We start from the raw sequence: 18,325 nt of genomic DNA, 5'->3' as shown, positions 1-18,325 counted from the left end.
ATTTTTTGGTGTGGCTTACCCACAGGCAATACGGCATAAATCCAGTTATCTTCTCTTATCTTTTGCTGAATTTGCAGTCATTTGCAGCCATCTCTTTTCATCTGTTTATTTTGCGCTGAAGCCTTCCCATATCTGGCAAATGCTGCATAGAATCGCGCCCCACGGCAGATGTGACTGCCGGTTTTAAGGGGCATATCCATGACGCAGCAGGTACAAGAACAGCCGGTACGCCCGGTGCATATCCATCGCCGCAGCGACACCGCGCTGGTTGGTAGTAACCACGAACTGGCATGGACACTGGAGCAAATCCAAGCCTTGCTAGAGCTGCCATTTCATGAATTGATGTGGCAGGCACAGCAGGTACACCATGCCCATTGGCCTGCGGGAGAGGTGGAGTTGGCCACCTTGTTGTCGGTGAAGACCGGGGGTTGCCCAGAAAACTGCGGTTATTGCCCGCAGTCTGCTGCATTCGAGACAGAGGTGCAGGCCGAGAAGCTCATGGCTCCAGCAGAAGTCCATCAGGCGGCACTAGCAGCACGGGAGGCAGGGGCGACGCGCTTTTGCATGGGGGCCGCTTGGCGCGCTCCCAAAGACCGAGACATCGAGAAAATGGCGGAACTCATCCGCACCGTCAAGGGCTTGGGTATGCAGGCCTGTGCCACGCTGGGAATGCTGGACGCGCACCAAGCACAAGCCCTCAAGGCAGCGGGCCTAGACTACTACAACCACAATCTGGATACTGCACCCGATTACTACCAAGAAGTGGTATCAACCCGTGCGTACCAAGACCGGTTGCATACCTTGTCTGCAGTGCGCCAAGCAGGCATCAGCGTCTGTTGTGGTGGCATTGTGGGCATGGGTGAGACGCCTGTGCATCGGGCAGGGCTGATTGCACAACTGGCTAACCTGCAACCGTCATACCCTGAGTCTGTGCCAATCAACAGCTTGGTACGGGTGCCCGGCACCCCTTTGGCCGACAGTGATCCTATAGACCCTTTCGATTTTGTCCGCGTGATTGCCGTCTGCCGCATCACGATGCCCAAAGCACGCATCCGTCTGTCTGCGGGCAGAAAACAACTGGGCGATGCGGTGCAAGCCCTGTGTTTTTTGGCCGGTGCCAACTCTATTTTTTATGGCGACAAACTGCTGGTGACGGGCAACCCCGACGCGGATGCCGATGCGGCCCTGCTCACCAAACTGGGACTGGTACCGTGCAAAACCACGACCCCTGCCTGAGCGCAGCATGGTAGCGCCAGACGATTGCATGGGCTGTGCCGTCAAAGCTGTCACCCTGACCCGTGGTGCCAGCACAGTGTTTCAGGGTCTGGATATAGACCTACGACAACCTCGGATTGGCCTCATCGGCCACAACGGCGCTGGCAAGACCAGTCTATTGCGGCTGCTGTGTGGGTTAGAAACGCCCAATGTGGGGCAGGTTCTGGTGAAAGGGCAAGACATTTACGCCCAGAAGCCAACCATGCCCCGCGCCCGACTGGTGGGCATGATGTTCCAGAACCCCGAAGACCAAATCATTTTTCCGACCGTAGAAGAAGAGCTGGCACTGAGCCTGCAAACCTTGTCTAGCTTAGATCGCAAGGCAGCGCGACAAAGTAGCCATGCTTTTCTGGCAACTTACGGGCTTGAGCACTGGGCCTCGCGTGCCATTGGCAGTTTGAGTCAGGGCCAACGGCAATGGGTGTGTTGGCTGGCGATGCTGCTGGCCCAGCCACAGGTCTTGTTACTGGATGAGCCTTTTGCCAGCCTAGATTTGCCGGGCCAGATCGCGTTAGCCCACGCTATTGATACCTGTGCGCAGCAAGTCATCGTATCTACCCATGCGCTAGACCATGTGCGTGGTTTTGAGCGGGTGATCTGGCTGGAAGCTGGACGCATTCGCGCTGACGGGCCGGGAAGTGAGGTATGCCATGCCTACGAAGCTGCCGTGCGCGCACAAGCGCCCGCATGGGGTTTAAGCAGCCCAAGGAGCGCATGAGATGGGCAGTTTGTACAGCGAACACCTCACTTGGCTGCACCGCTGGTCGGCAAGTGTCAAGCTCTGGAGCATGGCAATTCTTGGCTCTGGGATTTTCTGGGTGGATGGACTCGTGCCGCTGGCCGTAGCCGCTTTGTTTTGCGTGGGGTTGTCATGCAGCATCTGGCAGGCTATGCGTGCAATACGGAGTTTGCTGACATCGCTGGCGCTGGCTGCGCTGCTAATTACAGGTTTCCATGCCTTCTGGGGCCACTGGGAAGTGGGCGTGACCAGCGCTTTGCGCCTAGCCTGTGCGGCTTGCCTTGGTATGGCCCTGACCGTGACCACCCGCAGCAGTGACTTGATTGATGTTCTTGAACAGCTGCTGCGGCCTGTGCAATGGCTAGGGCTGCGCCCAGAACGAATTTCTTTGCAATTGGCGCTGATGCTGCGTTTTACCGAGCACTTTTTTGTTCAGTGGAACAAGCTCGATCAAACCTACCGCCTGCGCACAGGCCAATCTGGCGGACGGCACCTGCTGGCACCGTTGATTGTGCAACTGCTCCAAACCTCCCGGCGTGTCGCCGACGCGCTTTTTCTCCGTCTCGGCCCCTAAATTGTCTGCTCTGCACTTGGATAAATCACATGAACTACTCTATTAGCCGTAAAGAATCTCATTCCTTTACCTTGGTTGCCTTATTTGCCGCCTTGATGGCTGTGATGGGCCTGATCCCTAAAATTGATCTGCCTTTTGGCGTACCAATCACCCTGCAATCTTTAGCCACTATGCTGGCGGGCTGTTTGCTGGGTGCCCGGCGGGGCTTTCAATCTATAGCCCTGTTTCTGTTGGCCGTAGCGGTGGGGCTGCCTCTGCTGGCAGGGGGGCGAGGGGGCATAGGCGTGTTCATGGCACCATCAGCCGGTTATTTGCTGGGCTACCCGGTGGCAGCGCTGGTCACAGGGCTGGTCATGCGGTGGCTGCCACACGCCACCCCCCGGCAAACAGGCGTCAGTGCCTTTGTAGCCGCTGTGGTGGGTGGGGTTTTTGTCCTGCACATGATGGGGATTGCGGGCTTGGTACTGGTAGCCCACATGGACGTCATGAAAGCGGTGTGGGTAGATTTGGCGTTTGTCCCTGGTGATTTGGTCAAATGTGGGCTGTGTGGCCTGATTGTGCATACCGTGTCCAAAGCCATGCCAGACTGGCGTTTTGGGGGCCATTGATGGCAACGCCCCAGCACCCATGCCACGCTTTAGAGGGATTTTTCAACGAGTCGTTTGCCACATTACATGGCCCCCTCGATAGGTGGGCACACCAACGCCCAGAGGCTGTGGCGCTGCGCAATGAACACACGGCATTGAGTTTTGCCCAACTGCATCAACGGGTTCAGTTGAGGATGGCGGAAATAGCCAGCCAGAATCTACCAGAGACGGTGCTATTGCCCACCACGATGGGCGTGCTTGACACCTTGGTCGAGTTTTTGGCCGTGATCGCTTCGGGCAGCTGTGCCGCCCTCGGTGATCCGGCGTGGCCCGCACATATCTTGACAGCGGTGGCGGCAAGCATTACTGGGCTACCAAAGCCAGCGCGTGTACCGGCGGCAACGGTGGCCATCGCACCGGCGTTAGCCCCTTGTTATATTGGTTTTACCTCAGGCAGCACGGGCCAGCCCAAGGGTTTTCGCAGAAACCATCTGTCTTGGACGGAGAGTTTTCGCACCAGTGTGGCCGATTTTGGCGCGTGTGCCACAGGCACGGTAGCAGCTCCGGGCCGTTTGTCGCATTCGTTGTTTTTGTTTGCTGCCATGATGGGTCTCTGGACGGGTGCGGGGGCGGTAGTGCAAGAGCGCTTTTCTGCATCGGCCACGTTGGCGAGTTTGGCCCAAGGGCAGGCATCGGTGTTGCTGGCGGTGCCCAGCCAACTGCTGCTCATGCTCGATGTGGCGCAGCGCCAAGGCCAAGCTCCGATTGTGGCAACCACTTTGATCCTTATCAGTGGTGCCCGCTGGATGCGTGAGCAGACACCCCATTTACGCCATTTGTTTCCCAATGCCCGTTTGATCGAGTTTTATGGGGCATCGGAAGCCAGTTATGTCGCTTGGCGAGACGCCGATGGTGCCAACGACTCGCAGGTGGTGGGCCAACCTTTTAGCAATGTAGAGCTGCGCATTGGCGATTTGCCGCTGGATACGCCCTATACCACCGGCACAGCAGGGCGCATTTGGGTGCGCAGCCCCATGTTGTTTATGGATTATGTGCACACCCAAGACCCCACCGCCGCCATGCGCCATGATGGTTGGTTGTCGGTGCGCGATATGGGCTGGCTGGATGCACAAGGGCAGTTGTACCTGTGCGGTCGGGAGAACCGGATGCTCGTGACGCAAGGCAAGAACGTCTTCCCAGAAGAAGTAGAGTCTTGCCTACTGACGCAAGCCGAGGTGGAATATGCTAGCGTTCTGGGTCTGCCAGACAGACTGCGCGGCCACCGTATCCATGCCGTGGTGCAACTGAAGGAGGGTGCCCCCCGCTTTGCTAAGGCAGCGCTTGTGAGCCTTTGTCGTCGCACCCTAGAACCCTATAAAACGCCACGGCAGTGGTGGCTGTGGCAAGGCCCTTGGCCGTTAACGCGCAATGGCAAGACGGATCATGCACGGATTGCACAAATACTGACGTCTTTGGTATGGGACAACGGCCCTAAGACAGATGAGGGCATCACGCCGTGGCGTTGACGGGTGGCGGTTGGCCCATTATTGGCTGGGCGCGCAGCGCCGTCGCGCCGGTGGGCGGGGCTTTGTCCAGATTAGCAATCCATGACTTGGCCGCCCCCGTCCTACGGCATTTGCTGGAGCAAATCCAACTTCCGGTCGATGCCGTTGATGCGCTGGTGCTGGGCAATGCCTTGGGGGCCAACGGCAACCCGGCACGCATGGTGGCGCTGGCCGCCGGTTTGTCCACGGCCTGTCCGGCCATCACGGTCGATACCCAATGCTGCTCAGGACTGGATGCTGTCACCCAAGCCTGTGGAATGCTGGCCTTAGGGCAAGCGCAAGTGGTGATTGCAGGCGGTGCCGAAGCGTGGAGTCGTGCTCCTCTGCGTATGCATCGGCCTTGGCAAGCCAACGAACCAGCCCTACCGTATGAGCGGCCTGCATTTGCCCCGCCCCCTTTCCGCGACCCAGATATGCTCGAAGCCGCTGCCGACACCGCCCAGCGCCTAGGCATCAGCCGCCAGCGACAAGACGCCTATGCCATAGACAGCCACCATCGTGCGGTGCAAGCAGCAGACCGGGTGGCCCTAGAAATTGCGCCTGTGGTAGGACTAACCTACGATGCTTACCCCCGCTTGATGCTGCCACAGCGTGTGGCCCGTATGCCCGCAGTGCAGCAACGCCTAGATGGCACAGGTTTGGACTGTAGCCTGTCCGTGGCGGGCACTTCACCCAAAGCCGACGGAGCCGCTTTTATCGTATTGGCTACACCCAAAGCGTGTGAACGATGGCATTTACAGCCACAGGCTCGGTGGTTGGGTGCCGTGAGCCAGGGCAACGCCCCCGAAGAGCCAATGCTGTGCGTCATTGCTCCTGTCAAAACCTTGCTCCAACGCCACCAACTGCACCCTACGCAACTCAGTGCCTTGGAGTTGCATGATGCATTTGCTGCGCAAGCGCTGGCCTTGTGTGATGCGCTGGATATTCCTACCACGTGCCTTAATCAACAGGGCGGTGGAATCGCCAGAGGGCATCCTATTGGTGCTTCAGGTGCTATTGCCCTCGTTCGGGCGCTCAGTCAAATCAAGGACAGGCCCCGGCAAGCTCGGGCCGTGGCCTGTGTGGCCGGAGCAGGCGGGCTGGGAACGGCCACCCTGCTGGCTCCTTGGTGAGCTATCCATACCCGCGTGATTTTTTATGAATACTTATGAACATCTGGTGCGTAAGCGCCATTCCGTGCGTGCTTTTTTGCCCGACCCCATTGCCTTGGCCACCGTGCAACAGATTATGACCACCGCACGCTGGGCACCAAGTGGTGCCAATTTGCAACCGGGGCATTTTTGGTACTTGCAAGGCGAAAAACGGGCACATCTATCGAACGCCCTGTGTACGGCTTTTCATACCGGCGTGAGTGAGCAAGAAGAGTACGACTACTTTCCTCAGCCCATGCCTATGCACTTGCGCAAACGCCAAGTAAGCGCAGCACAAGCACTGTATGGCGCTTTGGGCGTGGCGCGGGGCGACGCTAAGGCAAGAACGGCGCAATTTGAGCGAAATTATCGTTTTTTCGATGCCCCTGTCGCGCTGGTGGTCACCATTCAACGCGATTTGGGCCATGGTGGCTTCATGGATTTGGGGATGTGCCTGCACAGCGTGATGCTGGCGGCACAGGCCCAAGGGCTGGCAAGCTGCGCCATTGGTGCCCTTGCGAGTTATCCTAAACTGGTAAAAAAATGCTTGGGGCTGGCAGACGATCAAATCGTGGTGTGTGGCTTGGCGATGGGCAAAGAAGACACGCAACACCCTATCAACCAGACGCGCACCCAACGCTTGGACATGGCCGATTACTTCAGCGTTTTATGAGGGGGCGTTGCACCTGCGGCTCGGCTTTTTCCTAGGCTGCGCCGCACCGGACGCAGCACACGCGATGGGAGTTTGGGTTGTCGGCCCACAAGGGCAGCTTCACTGGCTTGGTGTGCTTGGCTTTGCTGCAATTGCGCCAACAACAAGGTAGCCTGCGCGGCCTGCCCTTGGGCGCTGACCAACTCTTGCTGCAAAGCCACCAGTTGCGCCCGCTGCTGCTGCCCCTGTTGCTGTTGCAACGTCAGTTGTTGCTCTAGTTTTGCCTGCAAATTGGCGCATTGGCGCTCTTGCTCTTGTGTTTGCTGGGCAGCCTGTTTGGCCTGCTGACGCGCTCGATCCACTTCTGCCATCCAGCGGCGCTCATGGCTGTGGTGGCGTTCCTCGGTGGCTTGGCGCTCTGCGGCAGCTTGGGCTTGTACTACATCGAGGCGTTGTTGGACGGCTGCTTGCTGGGCGGTCAATTGCCCAATTACCGTGCGTTGGGCGGCGATGTCTTCTTCCTTCTGCGCCAGACTGCGCTGACTGGCCTTCCAGCGCTCGTTACTTTCTTGCAATTGTTGGCTGCACAACTGTAGTGATTCTTCCATCGCGCGCAGACGCTCATTGAGAGCTTGTTCACGGGCATCGAGTTGGCTTTTTTCTTGCGCCAACTGCTGTGCTTGTGCGGCCAAAGCTGCATGGTCGGCGGCATAGGCATCGGAAGCTTGCTGGTGCGCCGCTTGGCAGGCTTGGCTCCACCAGTTTTGCGCTGCTTGCCAGAGGGCAGGGGGCAAACCATCGTCACGCGCTGGATCGCTGGTTTTACCCTGAATGCGTTGGCCCAAGGTGGCAAACCAGCGCTCCAACATGGGGCTGACGGTATTGGGCGAGCCTCGGCCAATGCGCTGGCGGATGCGCTCGATGGTCGGGCGCAGGCCATCGAGCAACAGGGCATCGGCAGCTTGGGCCACGTCTTCATACTGAATTCCACGCGAGGTTGGCAGGGTCATAGGGGGCTCCACTAGAATTAGTCACGATAAGGGAACGTTATCACGTTTTATTTATCTTATTTATAATATATCATACATCTAATGTAATTTTTACAATAAAAATGAATTCTCAACCCAAAAACGTAATCTCCACTGCGCCAGAAAGTGGTTTGCTGCAAACCACTAGCTTGGACGATGCCACCCAGAGTGCCATCGATGCCCTGCTGCACGAGGGCGAATCGCAGAACACCGTAGCCAGCTACCGCGCCGCGCTGCGCTACTGGGCGGCGTGGTACGGCCTGCGTTATGGCAGGCGTATCCAGTTGCCACTGCCGGTGGCCTGTGTGTTTCAATTTGTGGTAGATCACGCCCAGCGCATGACGGCCAAGGGCTTGGCGTCTGAGCTGCCAGCAGCCGTGGCAGACCAACTGCTCCAGCAGGGCTACAAAGGCAAAGCTGGCCCGATGGCCTATGCCACCCTGACGCACCGGATGGCTGTGATGTCCAAGGCGCACCAGTTGCGCGGCCTGCCCAACCCTTGCCAAGATGCTCAAGTGCGCGAATTGCTCTCGCGCACGCGCAAGGCGTACGCCAAACGTGGGGCACTGACACACAAAAAGGCTGCGCTCACCAAAGGCCCGTTGGAGGCGCTGTTGGCTACTTGTGATGATTCTTTGCGCGGCCAGAGAGACCGGGCGCTGCTGTTGTTTGCTTGGGCCAGCGGTGGGCGACGGCGCTCGGAAGTGACTGAGGCCGAAATGCACGCTTTGCAACGCGTAGGGCCGACGGAGTTTGTCTATACCCTGCACCGCTCTAAAAGCAACCAAAGCGGCCACGCTCGGCCAGAAAATCACAAACCGCTCTTAGGCGTGGCAGGCGAGGCACTGCAATCGTGGTTGCAGGTCAGTGGCATCAGCGAGGGGCGGATTTTTCGGCGGGTACTCAAGGGCGGGCACTTGGGCGGCCCCCTATCGCCCGCCGCCGTGCGTGACATCGTGCAGGCGCGTTGTGTCTTAGCTGGCGTAGAGGGAGATTTTTCTGCCCACTCTTTGCGCTCCGGCTTCGTCACTGAAGCTGGGCGACAGAACGTGTCACTGGCCGACACCATGGCCATGACGGGCCACCAGAGTGTAGCCAGAGTGATGGAGTATTTTCGCGCGCAGGCTACGGTGCTCAATCCGGGCGCACGGTTGCTCGATAGTGACCACTGAGCCACACTAGGCGCATGGGCTAACGCCAGACGCCCGTTTGGAATGCTGCGCCGCTAACTGCTCACGCCAGTTCGACTGAGCAGTGCTTGGCGGTGCTCGCTGGTGCGCTCAAACTGGCGGGCGATGCTGTCACAGACCAAATCGCACAGTGCATAGACCGAAGGATCGGCAATGCGGTAATAAACGCTGGTGCCTCGGCCTTCACGGGCCACCAACCCTTGCTGGGTCATCAGCAAGAGATGTCGTGAGATGTTGGCAGCGGTGCAGCTGCACAGTTGGGCCAACTCGCCCACGTTGCGCTCGCCTTGCCGCAAAAAATTGAGGATGCGCAGGCGGTTAGGCTCGGCCAGCACATGAAAGTAGCTTGCCACTTGTTGCAGGGCTTCAGGGGGGAGATTCTTCATAGCAGCGGGGAAAAAATAGGCGGCAAGGTTACGTCAAGATCCATGCGGCTGGATGAGATACATCTTACTGTATTTGACTAATTAGATGATTAGTTAAATAATTACTAAGTTATTCAGTTTTCGATAGGAAGGAGCAAGGTCATGACTTCTTGGCAAATTGTGCGCTTAGTGGCAGGTACATTCATTCTGTTATCGCTCGCGCTAGGGGTGCCCGGCAGCCCGGTGTTTGTCAGCCACTGGTGGCTGGCTTTTACGGCGTTTGTGGGGGCCAATCTGTTGCAGAGCGCTCTGACCCGCTGGTGCTTGATGGAAACCCTGTTGCGCAAATTTGGTGTGCAACCGGGCTGCTAAAACAAAAGAGGTTTCAATAATGCGTGATCTGATCGATAAAGAAAATGGCGTGCTACTCGATGTACGTTCCTCCGGTGAGTTTGCCGCAGGCCATGTGGCGGGAGCCATCAACCTGCCCTTAGACCGCCTAACGCAAGAAGTATCAGCGTTGTGCCCTGAAAAAGAGAAACCACTGGTGGTCTATTGCTTGTCGGGTGCCCGCTCCGGTATGGCCGTGCAATGGTTGCAACAGACGGGATATACGCAAGCCATCAATGGTGGCGGAGTGAGTACGGTAGCTCTGCAACTGGGGCGTCCTATTCAACGCCTTTGAGCATCTTCATGCCCAGAGAAATTTTTTCTCCAATTTTGAGGATTCTTCATGAAAACTGCCCACGATTTGGTGGCCCAAGCCAAAACCAGCATCCAAGAAGTGAGCCTAGAGGCCGCCGAACAGGCCATCCGTGACGCTGACCTGCTGCTGGATGTGCGCGAGGCCGATGAGTTTGCTGCTGGCCATCTGCCTGGGGCCATTTTGATGCCACGCGGCTTGCTGGAGTTTTGCCTCAGCAGCACACCGGCAATGGAGTCCCGAGACCTCAAGGTAGTGCTGTATTGCAAGACCAGTGGCCGGGCCGCTTTGGCAGCACGCGCTATGCAAGAGATGGGCTATTTGAATGTGCAGTCTATTGCCGGTGGCTTTGATGCTTGGGCTGGCGCTGGCAAACCGGTAGCCAAGCCAGAACAACCCTCGTTTGATTGATGTCCTAAAAGGAAAAAAGTATGAAAACCAATATTGGTGGTGTGGATCGAATTTTGCGTATCGTGGTCGGGCTGGTATTGATTGGCCTAGCCGCCACTGACACCGTAGGCTGGTGGGGTTGGATAGGTGTGGTGCCGCTGCTCACAGGAGTGTTTCGTTTTTGCCCCGCCTACACCCTGCTCGGTATCAACACCTGCCCCCTGAACAAACCCTGAGTAAATGCAGCGCTGGGGGCAGAGCTTTACACCCCCCAGAGCAGCAAGGCCACTGCCGCTATCACCAAAACCGCCAGTGCGGGTTTGCTCAAGCGGCTTTTTTCTGTAGCTGGAGCCTTATCGCCAGTACCACAGCCGCAACCCGGACAAGCCACGGACGAGGAGGAGGTACTGCACGTTCCGGCTACTGCGCCACCTGCTTTTAGATTGGCTTGGATGGCTGCTTTGCGTTGCAGGAGTGTGCTCAACTCCTCTTCGGTCAGCAACGGTGGGCTGTTGGGGGTAGTTGTATCGTTCATGCTTCAGACGATATCGCAGATTTCATTTGCGGGCCAGCCAGACCCCCAAAGCGGTCAGGCCCATGCCGAGCAATGCCAATCCGGTCAAGGTTTCGCCAAACAGCGCCCAAGCCATCAGGGCCGTAGTAGGTGGCGTGAGGTAAAACAGGCTGGCAACGTTAACGGCACTGCCCCGGCGGATGAGCATATTCAGCAAGCTGATGGCCCCCACAGACAGCACCAAAACCAACCAGCCCAGTGCAAAAACAAAGTCGCTGCTCCAATGCACTACCGTGGTTTCAGTCTGATGGGCTACCAGTGCCGTAACGATCAAACAGGGCAGGAATTGGATCACTGAGCCACTGCGCAGATCAAATGCCGGACAGAATCGCTTCTGGTACAAGGTGCCAGCCGTCATACCCAGCAGGGCAAAAACAGCGGGCACCAACATCGTTAGAAAATCTGCGCTACCACTGGCATGGGCTACCACCTTGTGGGCCACCACTAGCCCCACCCCCACAAACCCTAGGCCCAAACCCATCCATTGGGTAGTGCGTACCCGCTCACCCAACCACACACCAGCCCCCAGAGCGGTCAATAATGGCTGCAATCCCACCACCAAAGCAGTCACCCCCGCTGGCAAACCATGACTGATGGCCACAAACACACCGCTGAGATACACCCCATGCACCAGCAACCCTGAAACCCCAATATGTAGCCATTGCATGGTGGTACGCGGCCAAGGCGCACGCATCAACCAAGCGGCCCCCCCCATCAATACCAAAACGCACAGATAGCGCCAACACAAAAAGGTCAGTGGCTCTGCATCTGGCAAACCAAACTTAGCGCCAATGAAGCCTGTACTCCACAAGGCCACAAAAAGCACGGGATATAGTGGGGTGAAAATGCCTGATGGCCTGGTCGTTTGGGTGGTGTTCATGCTATGGCAACAGCAGGTTAGAGGGGGAATACTGGTCTGTGAGTACCTTAACCCCTACGGCACGGGGTTGCAAGGCCAAGCGTGGCAGCAGGTCAGCAGACAACAAACGAAACAAGGCCAGCCGCTTATCCCATGCCTGCGCATAGCGCTGCACGTCAGGCAAAGAGGGACGAGCATCGCGGCGGGCCAACAAAATGCGGTTGCCGCCGTCCATATCTAACTGGTAGAGTTGGTCAAATACGGCTTGGTAAGTGGCGGCCTCGTGGCGGGCCAGCGCGCCAGCAGCAAACGTGTTGGCGGCCAACACCCCAGTGGGAGTGAGCAACGAGCGCACCTGTTGCAAAAACTCGCGTGTCAGCAGGTGTTCAGGGATGTAATCCCGGTCAAAAGCATCTATCAACACCAAATCGTACTGGTTGCCACGCCGCTGTTGTTGGCGCACAAAAACGCGCGCATCTTGCACATGGGTGCGTAACCGGGCATCCTCTTGGTAAGAAAAATGGGATTGCGCCACCTTAACCACAGCTGGATCAAGCTCTACGGTGTCAATTTCCATATCGGCATCGAGCATCCGCAAAGCCATCGGCATGACGCCACCGCCCAAGCCCAAAATTAATACCCGGCGCGGTGCCTGCTCTGCCAGATACAGCGCTGCTAACAGCCCCTTGGTGTAATTGAGCACCAGCCGCTGCGGCTGGCCGATTTGGATGCAAGTTTGGCGGGCATGAAAGCGGCCAAACTTCATGCAGCGGTAACCCTCCCCCTCCACCACCAGAATGTTGCGGTAGAGAGATTTTTGCTGGTACACCGTGTCAGTAAGCTGAAATTTTTCGTCCTGCCCAGCAACAGCGCCGCCTGCGGCACCCAGCACCAGCACAGCGGCAGCAACCATCTGCTGGGGCATCATGGGTGAACTTTGCGCCCGCGCCCAACGCGGTCGGCTATCAGCAAGGTGCTGCCCACCAGCGCAGAAACTCCCATGAAACACAACAAAATGGTGTTGATTTCAAGGTACAGCACCAAATAAAACGACGTCAAAATGGTGCCGGTGGCCGAGCCTAGCGTCGAGACAAAATACAGCCGCCCGGCGGACAGTCCTGAGCTGTCCAGCGCTGCAATCAACAGGCGCACAGCATACGGAGAGATCATCCCCGACAGCACTGTGGGCGCACCAAACAACAACAAAGACCCCAACAACGAGCCATAACGCGGATCAGACACCACGTCCGACAGTGCCTCCAGCACCGTATCGCCCACGGCAATGATGGGCAAAGCCAGCACTGCCTCACCCAGCAACAATAGCCCCAGTTTAGACAGCGTGGGTTGGTGGAGCGAAAACCGCCCACCCAGCAAATAGCCCACCGACAAGCAGGCCATAAACACGGCAATCACGCCACCCCACACAAAAATGCTGTTGCCAAAAAACGGGGCCAACAAGCGCCCGCCCAGCAGTTCTACACCCATGACAAAAAAGCCGCTCCAACCAGCGGCGGCATAGACCAGCAGGGGACGCAGTGATTGCATCAACCCAGCGCGGCAATCACTTCGGGAGGGGCTTGCACCAGCTCAATCAGCACGCCTTCACCAGCAATCGGGAACTGCTCGTTGCTCTTGGGGTGCAAAAAAGTGATGTCGTAACCCGCAGCACCTTTGCGGATGCCACCGGGGGCAAAGCGCACGCCTTGCGCCGTGAGCCATTCCACGGCCACGGGCAGATCATCAATCCACAGGCCGATATGGTTCAGGGGCGTAGTGTGGACGGCGGGTTTTTTCTCGATGTCCATGGGCTGCATGATGTCCACTTCAACCTTGTAGGGGCCTTGGCCCATCGCCAAGATGTCTTCATCAACGTTTTCGCGCTCACTCTGGAAGGTGCCGGTCTGCGTGAGGCCGAACATATCCACCCACAGGGTTTTCATGCGTTGCTTGTCGGTGCCACCAATGGCGATTTGCTGGATGCCCAGCACCTTGAACGGACGGGTAGTAGTGGTGTTCATAAGAATGTCTCCCATTTTGCGATAAAAAAGGGGCACAAGGCCCCTTGAGATAGCTGGAAAGTGCGGTTTAGGCAAATTCGATAATCACTTGGTCTACGCTCAGTGATTCGCCCTTACCGGCCACGATCTTGCTGACCACGCCATCTTGCGCGGCAAACAACACGTTTTCCATTTTCATGGCTTCAATCACTGCCAGCTTTTCACCCGCTTGCACGGCTTGGCCGGGCTGCACAGCCACATCCACCAACAGGCCTGGCATGGGCGAGAGCAGGAATTTGGACAAGTCTGGTGGTGCCTTGTAAGGCATCAGGGCGTGCAGTTGCGCACCACGGGGCGACAGCACCATCGCTTCGATCTGCGTGCCATTGTGCGCAATGCGTAGCGCCAGCGGGTTCTTGGCCGTGCCGCGCTCGACTTGGGCGGTAAAGCCCATGCCATTGCATTGGCCTTGCACCCGAATCTGGCCCAGCGTCGCGGTGCTGCTGATTTGGTAAGCCTTACCATCTACCGACACCGCGCTGGAGCCCGCCGACTCAAAATCAGTCACAGAGACTTGGTGGTATTCGTTTTTACCTTCGTGGCCCAACACCGCCACCACAAACTTTTCGCCCACCTTGACTTCATGACCCGCCAACTGACCGCTGATGCCCGAAGCACGAGCGCGGTAACGGCGGTTCATGTAAGCAGCCAACGCCACCAAGAACAATGGATCGTCATGCGGCACGTCCGCTGCATGGAAGCCTTGGCTGTAATGTTCAGCGATAAAGCCCGTGTTGAATTGGCCGGTGACAAACTTAGGATGGGCCAGCAGCGCCGCTTGGAACGGAATATTGCTGCTGATGCCACGAATGACAAAACCATTCAGCGCAGCGCGCATCTTGGCAATGGCATCGTTGCGGTCGGTACCGTGGACGATGAGCTTGGCGATCATCGAATCGTAGTACATCGGGATTTCGCCGCCTTCATAGACGCCGGTATCCACGCGCACACCATACTTTTTGCTGGTGTCCGACTGGAACATACTCTCTTCGGGTGGCTGAAAGCGCACCAAACGGCCTGTCGAGGGCAGGAAGTTGCGGAACGGGTCTTCGGCGTTGATACGGCACTCAATGGCCCAACCGTCGCGCTTGACGTCTTCTTGGGTCAGGGGCAACGATTCACCAGCAGCAACGCGGATCATCAGCTCAACCAAATCGAGGCCAGTGATGCACTCAGTCACAGGGTGTTCCACCTGCAAGCGGGTGTTCATTTCCAAGAAGTAGAAGTCTTGGTCTTTGCCGACGACAAATTCCACCGTACCAGCCGATTGGTACTTCACGGCCTTGGCCAATTGCACCGCTTGTTCGCCCATCGCCTTGCGCGTGGCATCGGAGATGAAGGGCGAAGGCGCTTCTTCAATCACCTTTTGGTGGCGGCGCTGAATCGAGCATTCACGCTCGTTCAGGTAAATCACATTGCCGTGGCTGTCACCCAGCACTTGGATTTCAATGTGGCGCGGCTCTTGGACAAACTTTTCAATGAAGATGCGGTCATCGCCAAAGCTGTTGCGGGCTTCGTTCTGGCAACTGGCAAAGCCTTCAAACGCTTCTTTGTCATTGAAAGCCACGCGCAGGCCCTTACCGCCGCCGCCTGCCGAAGCCTTAATCATGACCGGGTAGCCAATGCCCTTGGCGATTTCTACCGCTTGCTCGGGGCCAGCGATAGCATCGTTGTAGCCGGGAATGGTATTGACCTTGGCGGCAAGAGCCAGCTTCTTGGAAGCGATCTTGTCGCCCATGGCGGCAATGGAGTGCGCCTTGGGGCCGATGAAGGCAATGCCTTCGTCTTCGCAACGCTGGGCAAAGGCTTCGTTTTCGCTCAAAAAGCCATAGCCGGGGTGAATTGCTTGAGCGCCAGTTTGCTTGGCAGCAGCGATGATTTTGTCAGCCAGCAGGTAGCTCTCGCGGCTGGGGGCAGCGCCAATATGCACAGCCTCATCGGCCAACTTGACGTGGCGCGCTTCGCGGTCGGCATCAGAATACACGGCCACAGTTTTAATGCCCATTTTGCGGGCAGTGGCGATGACGCGGCAGGCGATTTCGCCACGGTTAGCAATCAGAATCTTGGTAAACATATTCTCGTTCTCCTGGATGGCGCAGACTTACAGCGGAATGTTCCCGTGCTTGCGCCAGGGGTTGTCGAGCTTCTTGTCGCGCAGCATTACCAAACTGCGGCAGATGCGCTTGCGGGTTTCGTGCGGCAAAATCACATCGTCAATAAAGCCACGGGCACCGGCCACGAAGGGGTTGGCAAAGCGCTCTTTGTATTCAGCTTCGCGGGCTGCGAGCTTGACGGGGTCATTTTTGTCTTCGCGGAAGATGATTTCCACCGCGCCCTTAGCACCCATCACCGCAATCTCAGCATTGGGCCAAGACAGGTTGACGTCACCGCGCAAGTGCTTGGAGCTCATCACGTCATAAGCGCCGCCGTAGGCTTTGCGGGTAATGATGGTGATCTTGGGCACTGTGCATTCAGCGTACGCGTACAGCAACTTGGCACCGTGCTTGATGATGCCGCCGTATTCTTGCGCAGTACCGGGCATAAAGCCGGGTACATCCACAAAGGTAATCACGGGGATATTAAAGGCATCGCAGAAACGCACAAAGCGGGCGGCTTTGATACTGCTCTTGATGTCCAAGCAACCGGCCAACACCAGCGGCTGGTTGGCGACGATACCGACGGTTTGGCCTTCCATGCGACCAAAACCGATCAGGATGTTCTTGGCGTATTCAGGTTGCAGTTCAAAGAAATCGCCATCGTCCACCACCTTGGCAATCAGCTCCTTCATGTCGTAGGGCTTGTTGGCGTTGTCCGGAATCAGCGTATCCAGCGACAGATCGGCGCGGTCTGCCGGATCGTTGCTGGGGCGCACTGGCGGCTTTTCACGGTTGTTCAGCGGCAGGTAGTTGTACAGGCGGCGCAGCATCAGCAGCGCTTCGACATCGTTCTCAAACGCCAGATCGGACACGCCGCTCTTGGTGCTGTGGGCAATCGCGCCGCCCAGCTCTTCGGCGGTCACGTCTTCGTGCGTCACGGTCTTGACCACTTCGGGGCCAGTCACGAACATATAGCTGCTGTCCTTGACCATGCAGATAAAGTCGGTCATGGCAGGCGAGTACACCGCACCACCGGCGCAAGGGCCCATGATCATGCTGATCTGTGGAATCACACCCGAGGCCATCACATTGCGCTGGAACACATCGGCATAACCACCCAAGCTGGCCACGCCTTCTTGAATCCGGGCACCGCCCGAATCGTTCAGACCGATGACCGGAGCACCGACCTTCATGGCTTGATCCATGACCTTGCAGATTTTCTCGGCATGGGCCTCAGACAATGCACCACCAAACACGGTGAAATCTTGGCTGAACACAAACACCAAACGGCCATTGATCATGCCGTAGCCAGTGACGACACCGTCACCGGGGATTTTGTTCTCGGCCATACCGAAATCGGCACAGCGGTGCTCGACAAACATATCCCATTCTTCAAACGTGCCTTCGTCGAGCAGCAACTCAAGGCGTTCACGCGCGGTGAGCTTGCCCTTGGCATGTTGTGCGTCGATGCGGCGCTGGCCGCCGCCCAAGCGGGCAAGTTCGCGCTTGTGCTCCAGTTTTTCTAGGATTTCGTGCATATCGGTCCTTTGGTTGTATTGGGGGAGTGGTGTAGGAAGGCTTCTGGTGTTTATCGGGTATTGGCCAGAAGCAGATTTCTTGCAGCCGTGGAGGGGGCCAAACGGCCCGCAGCCACATCGGCCAACGTGCTGGGCAGCAGGCCTTGCACTTGGGGATGCTGGCGGAATGCCTGTTTCAGCCCGGCGTCGATGCGTTCCCACATCCAGCTCAGGGCTTGTTTTTCACGCCGAGTCGCCAAGCGGCCATTGGCGGTTTGCAACCGCTGAAACTCAGCAACGGCAGCCCAAAAGCCATCGACGCCTTGGCCCAGCAATGCGCTGATCTGTACCACCTTGGGGTGCCATAGCGCCTCGTTATGGTGAGCGTGGTCGGGGTTGCCGTGCTGGCCTAGCAAGCGCAGGCTAGAGGTAATCTGGGCCTCGGCGCGGGTAGCGGCGTTTTTATCAATGTCAGCCTTGTTGATGACAACCAAATCGGCCAGCTCCATCACGCCTTTTTTGATAGCCTGCAAGTCGTCACCCGCATTGGGCAATTGCAGCAGCACAAACATATCGGTCATGTTGGCGACTGCCGTTTCGGACTGGCCCACGCCCACGGTCTCGATGATGACGATGTCGTAACCAGCGGCTTCGCAGACCAGCATAGCTTCACGGGTTTTTTCGGCCACACCGCCCAGCGTGCCACTGCTGGGGCTGGGGCGAATATAGGCCCGCTCCTGCACTGAGAGCTGCTCCATGCGGGTTTTATCGCCCAAAATGGAGCCGCCCGAAACGCTGCTAGACGGGTCAATCGCCAGCACGGCCACGCGGTGGCCTTGGGCAATCAAAAACAAGCCCAGCGTTTCAATGAAGGTGGATTTTCCCACTCCCGGCACACCGCTGATACCCAAGCGCAGCGCTTTGCCAGTATGCGGTAGCAGGGCAGTGAGCAGTTCGTCGCCTTGCGCACGGTGATCCGTGCGAGTCGATTCCAGTAGGGTGATGGCCTTGGCCATCGCCCGCC

General features: G+C 57.5%; 22 protein-coding genes. 12 read left to right on the top strand and 10 right to left on the bottom strand.

The window, feature by feature from the left end; all coding sequences use genetic code 11:
• The first annotated feature begins 198 nt into the window (after positions 1-198).
• From bioB to BMX55_RS00790, 7 genes are read left to right on the top strand one after another with little or no spacing between them, the layout of a single operon-like run.
• Positions 199-1,236 (top strand): biotin synthase BioB, encoded by a 1,038-nt coding sequence (bioB, locus tag BMX55_RS00820; protein WP_091451288.1) that lies wholly within the window; start codon positions 199-201, stop codon positions 1,234-1,236.
• A 7-nt stretch (positions 1,237-1,243) separates the two neighbouring features.
• Positions 1,244-1,993: an energy-coupling factor ABC transporter ATP-binding protein gene (locus BMX55_RS00815; protein ID WP_091451285.1), complete on the top strand. Its 750-nt coding sequence runs from the start codon at positions 1,244-1,246 to the stop codon at positions 1,991-1,993.
• 1 nt (position 1,994) lies between these two features.
• On the top strand, positions 1,995-2,588 hold the full coding sequence (locus tag BMX55_RS00810) for a CbiQ family ECF transporter T component (protein ID WP_091451281.1): 594 nt from the start codon (positions 1,995-1,997) through the stop codon (positions 2,586-2,588).
• 29 nt (positions 2,589-2,617) lie between these two features.
• Complete coding sequence (locus BMX55_RS00805) at positions 2,618-3,196, top strand: biotin transporter BioY (RefSeq protein WP_091451278.1); 579 nt, start codon at positions 2,618-2,620, stop codon at positions 3,194-3,196.
• Positions 3,196-4,701, top strand: a complete 1,506-nt coding sequence (locus BMX55_RS00800) for an AMP-binding protein (RefSeq protein ID WP_091451275.1) — start codon at positions 3,196-3,198, stop codon at positions 4,699-4,701. Before BMX55_RS00805 ends, BMX55_RS00800 begins: the two co-directional genes overlap by 1 nt.
• Positions 4,698-5,852 (top strand): thiolase family protein, encoded by a 1,155-nt coding sequence (locus BMX55_RS00795; RefSeq protein WP_091453042.1) that lies wholly within the window; start codon positions 4,698-4,700, stop codon positions 5,850-5,852. Before BMX55_RS00800 ends, BMX55_RS00795 begins: the two co-directional genes overlap by 4 nt.
• Before the next feature lie 25 nt (positions 5,853-5,877).
• The gene (locus BMX55_RS00790; protein WP_091451272.1) at positions 5,878-6,543 is read left to right on the top strand and encodes a nitroreductase; all 666 of its coding nucleotides are present in this window, start codon (positions 5,878-5,880) and stop codon (positions 6,541-6,543) included.
• On the opposite strand, the gene BMX55_RS00785 is transcribed toward BMX55_RS00790, so the two are convergent.
• Positions 6,525-7,532, bottom strand: coding sequence for a DNA-binding protein (locus BMX55_RS00785; RefSeq protein ID WP_091451270.1), 1,008 nt, complete (start codon positions 7,530-7,532; stop codon positions 6,525-6,527). The two genes, BMX55_RS00790 and BMX55_RS00785, sit on opposite strands and share 19 nt — an antisense overlap.
• A gap of 101 nt (positions 7,533-7,633) precedes the next feature.
• On the opposite strand from BMX55_RS00785, the gene BMX55_RS00780 reads away from it, so the two are divergent.
• Entirely contained in the window at positions 7,634-8,722 is a 1,089-nt protein-coding gene (locus BMX55_RS00780; protein WP_091451267.1) for a site-specific integrase, read from the top strand.
• A gap of 53 nt (positions 8,723-8,775) precedes the next feature.
• On the opposite strand, the gene BMX55_RS00775 is transcribed toward BMX55_RS00780, so the two are convergent.
• Complete coding sequence (locus BMX55_RS00775; RefSeq protein ID WP_091451265.1) at positions 8,776-9,126, bottom strand: ArsR/SmtB family transcription factor; 351 nt, start codon at positions 9,124-9,126, stop codon at positions 8,776-8,778.
• Between the two features lie 141 nt (positions 9,127-9,267).
• Here BMX55_RS00775 and BMX55_RS00770 point away from each other — a divergent pair, with 141 nt between their 5' ends.
• Genes BMX55_RS00770 through BMX55_RS00755 form a run of 4 tightly spaced genes read left to right on the top strand, consistent with a single transcriptional unit; the run spans position 9,268 to position 10,434 of the window.
• Positions 9,268-9,477, top strand: coding sequence for a YgaP family membrane protein (locus tag BMX55_RS00770; protein WP_091451262.1), 210 nt, complete (start codon positions 9,268-9,270; stop codon positions 9,475-9,477).
• A gap of 19 nt (positions 9,478-9,496) precedes the next feature.
• Positions 9,497-9,790 (top strand): rhodanese-like domain-containing protein, encoded by a 294-nt coding sequence (locus tag BMX55_RS00765; protein WP_091451258.1) that lies wholly within the window; start codon positions 9,497-9,499, stop codon positions 9,788-9,790.
• 48 nt (positions 9,791-9,838) lie between these two features.
• Entirely contained in the window at positions 9,839-10,219 is a 381-nt protein-coding gene (locus BMX55_RS00760) for a rhodanese-like domain-containing protein (RefSeq protein WP_091451255.1), read from the top strand.
• Positions 10,220-10,239: 20 nt separating this feature from the next.
• Positions 10,240-10,434: a YgaP family membrane protein gene (locus tag BMX55_RS00755; protein WP_091451252.1), complete on the top strand. Its 195-nt coding sequence runs from the start codon at positions 10,240-10,242 to the stop codon at positions 10,432-10,434.
• Between the two features lie 26 nt (positions 10,435-10,460).
• Here the strand turns inward: BMX55_RS00755 and BMX55_RS00750 are convergent, their stop codons facing one another.
• The 8 genes from BMX55_RS00750 to meaB form a co-directional block, all read right to left on the bottom strand.
• Entirely contained in the window at positions 10,461-10,733 is a 273-nt protein-coding gene (locus BMX55_RS00750; RefSeq protein WP_091451248.1) for a hypothetical protein, read from the bottom strand.
• Positions 10,734-10,755: 22 nt separating this feature from the next.
• A complete protein-coding gene (locus BMX55_RS00745; RefSeq protein ID WP_091451244.1) occupies positions 10,756-11,652 on the bottom strand; it encodes a DMT family transporter in 897 nt (298 codons plus the stop codon).
• Between the two features lies 1 nt (position 11,653).
• Positions 11,654-12,559, bottom strand: coding sequence for a spermidine synthase (locus BMX55_RS00740; protein WP_218144446.1), 906 nt, complete (start codon positions 12,557-12,559; stop codon positions 11,654-11,656).
• Positions 12,556-13,176, bottom strand: a complete 621-nt coding sequence (locus BMX55_RS00735; RefSeq protein ID WP_091451241.1) for a fused MFS/spermidine synthase — start codon at positions 13,174-13,176, stop codon at positions 12,556-12,558. Before BMX55_RS00735 ends, BMX55_RS00740 begins: the two co-directional genes overlap by 4 nt.
• On the bottom strand, positions 13,176-13,649 hold the full coding sequence (locus BMX55_RS00730; protein WP_091451238.1) for a VOC family protein: 474 nt from the start codon (positions 13,647-13,649) through the stop codon (positions 13,176-13,178). The genes BMX55_RS00735 and BMX55_RS00730 overlap by 1 nt, the downstream gene beginning before the upstream one ends.
• 67 nt (positions 13,650-13,716) lie before the next feature.
• Positions 13,717-15,762, bottom strand: coding sequence for an acetyl-CoA carboxylase biotin carboxylase subunit (locus BMX55_RS00725; RefSeq protein WP_091451234.1), 2,046 nt, complete (start codon positions 15,760-15,762; stop codon positions 13,717-13,719).
• A 27-nt stretch (positions 15,763-15,789) separates the two neighbouring features.
• Entirely contained in the window at positions 15,790-17,322 is a 1,533-nt protein-coding gene (locus BMX55_RS00720) for an acyl-CoA carboxylase subunit beta (RefSeq protein ID WP_091451230.1), read from the bottom strand.
• Between the two features lie 50 nt (positions 17,323-17,372).
• Complete coding sequence (gene meaB / locus BMX55_RS00715) at positions 17,373-18,317, bottom strand: methylmalonyl Co-A mutase-associated GTPase MeaB (protein WP_425432041.1); 945 nt, start codon at positions 18,315-18,317, stop codon at positions 17,373-17,375.
• Positions 18,318-18,325: the final 8 nt, after the last annotated feature.

The organism is Giesbergeria anulus (genome assembly GCF_900111115.1).
In the GTDB taxonomy this organism is placed as follows: domain Bacteria; phylum Pseudomonadota; class Gammaproteobacteria; order Burkholderiales; family Burkholderiaceae_C; genus Simplicispira; species Simplicispira anulus.
This window is presented reverse-complemented; position numbering and strand designations above follow the sequence as displayed.

Excerpts from the sequence above, each read along its gene's own strand:
- bioB (WP_091451288.1), top strand. The coding sequence starts at position 199 with ATGACGCAGCAGGTACAAGAACAGCCGGTACGCCCGGTGCATATCCAT.
- BMX55_RS00815 (WP_091451285.1), top strand. The coding sequence starts at position 1,244 with ATGGTAGCGCCAGACGATTGCATGGGCTGTGCCGTCAAAGCTGTCACC.
- BMX55_RS00810 (WP_091451281.1), top strand. The coding sequence starts at position 1,995 with ATGGGCAGTTTGTACAGCGAACACCTCACTTGGCTGCACCGCTGGTCG.
- BMX55_RS00805 (WP_091451278.1), top strand. The coding sequence starts at position 2,618 with ATGAACTACTCTATTAGCCGTAAAGAATCTCATTCCTTTACCTTGGTT.
- BMX55_RS00800 (WP_091451275.1), top strand. The coding sequence starts at position 3,196 with ATGGCAACGCCCCAGCACCCATGCCACGCTTTAGAGGGATTTTTCAAC.
- BMX55_RS00790 (WP_091451272.1), top strand. The coding sequence starts at position 5,878 with ATGAATACTTATGAACATCTGGTGCGTAAGCGCCATTCCGTGCGTGCT.
- BMX55_RS00785 (WP_091451270.1), bottom strand. The coding sequence starts at position 7,532 with ATGACCCTGCCAACCTCGCGTGGAATTCAGTATGAAGACGTGGCCCAA.
- BMX55_RS00780 (WP_091451267.1), top strand. The coding sequence starts at position 7,634 with ATGAATTCTCAACCCAAAAACGTAATCTCCACTGCGCCAGAAAGTGGT.
- BMX55_RS00775 (WP_091451265.1), bottom strand. The coding sequence starts at position 9,126 with ATGAAGAATCTCCCCCCTGAAGCCCTGCAACAAGTGGCAAGCTACTTT.
- BMX55_RS00770 (WP_091451262.1), top strand. The coding sequence starts at position 9,268 with ATGACTTCTTGGCAAATTGTGCGCTTAGTGGCAGGTACATTCATTCTG.
- BMX55_RS00765 (WP_091451258.1), top strand. The coding sequence starts at position 9,497 with ATGCGTGATCTGATCGATAAAGAAAATGGCGTGCTACTCGATGTACGT.
- BMX55_RS00760 (WP_091451255.1), top strand. The coding sequence starts at position 9,839 with ATGAAAACTGCCCACGATTTGGTGGCCCAAGCCAAAACCAGCATCCAA.
- BMX55_RS00755 (WP_091451252.1), top strand. The coding sequence starts at position 10,240 with ATGAAAACCAATATTGGTGGTGTGGATCGAATTTTGCGTATCGTGGTC.
- BMX55_RS00750 (WP_091451248.1), bottom strand. The coding sequence starts at position 10,733 with ATGAACGATACAACTACCCCCAACAGCCCACCGTTGCTGACCGAAGAG.
- BMX55_RS00745 (WP_091451244.1), bottom strand. The coding sequence starts at position 11,652 with ATGAACACCACCCAAACGACCAGGCCATCAGGCATTTTCACCCCACTA.
- BMX55_RS00740 (WP_218144446.1), bottom strand. The coding sequence starts at position 12,559 with ATGATGCCCCAGCAGATGGTTGCTGCCGCTGTGCTGGTGCTGGGTGCC.
- BMX55_RS00735 (WP_091451241.1), bottom strand. The coding sequence starts at position 13,176 with ATGCAATCACTGCGTCCCCTGCTGGTCTATGCCGCCGCTGGTTGGAGC.
- BMX55_RS00730 (WP_091451238.1), bottom strand. The coding sequence starts at position 13,649 with ATGAACACCACTACTACCCGTCCGTTCAAGGTGCTGGGCATCCAGCAA.
- BMX55_RS00725 (WP_091451234.1), bottom strand. The coding sequence starts at position 15,762 with ATGTTTACCAAGATTCTGATTGCTAACCGTGGCGAAATCGCCTGCCGC.
- BMX55_RS00720 (WP_091451230.1), bottom strand. The coding sequence starts at position 17,322 with ATGCACGAAATCCTAGAAAAACTGGAGCACAAGCGCGAACTTGCCCGC.
- meaB (WP_425432041.1), bottom strand. The coding sequence starts at position 18,317 with ATGGCCAAGGCCATCACCCTACTGGAATCGACTCGCACGGATCACCGT.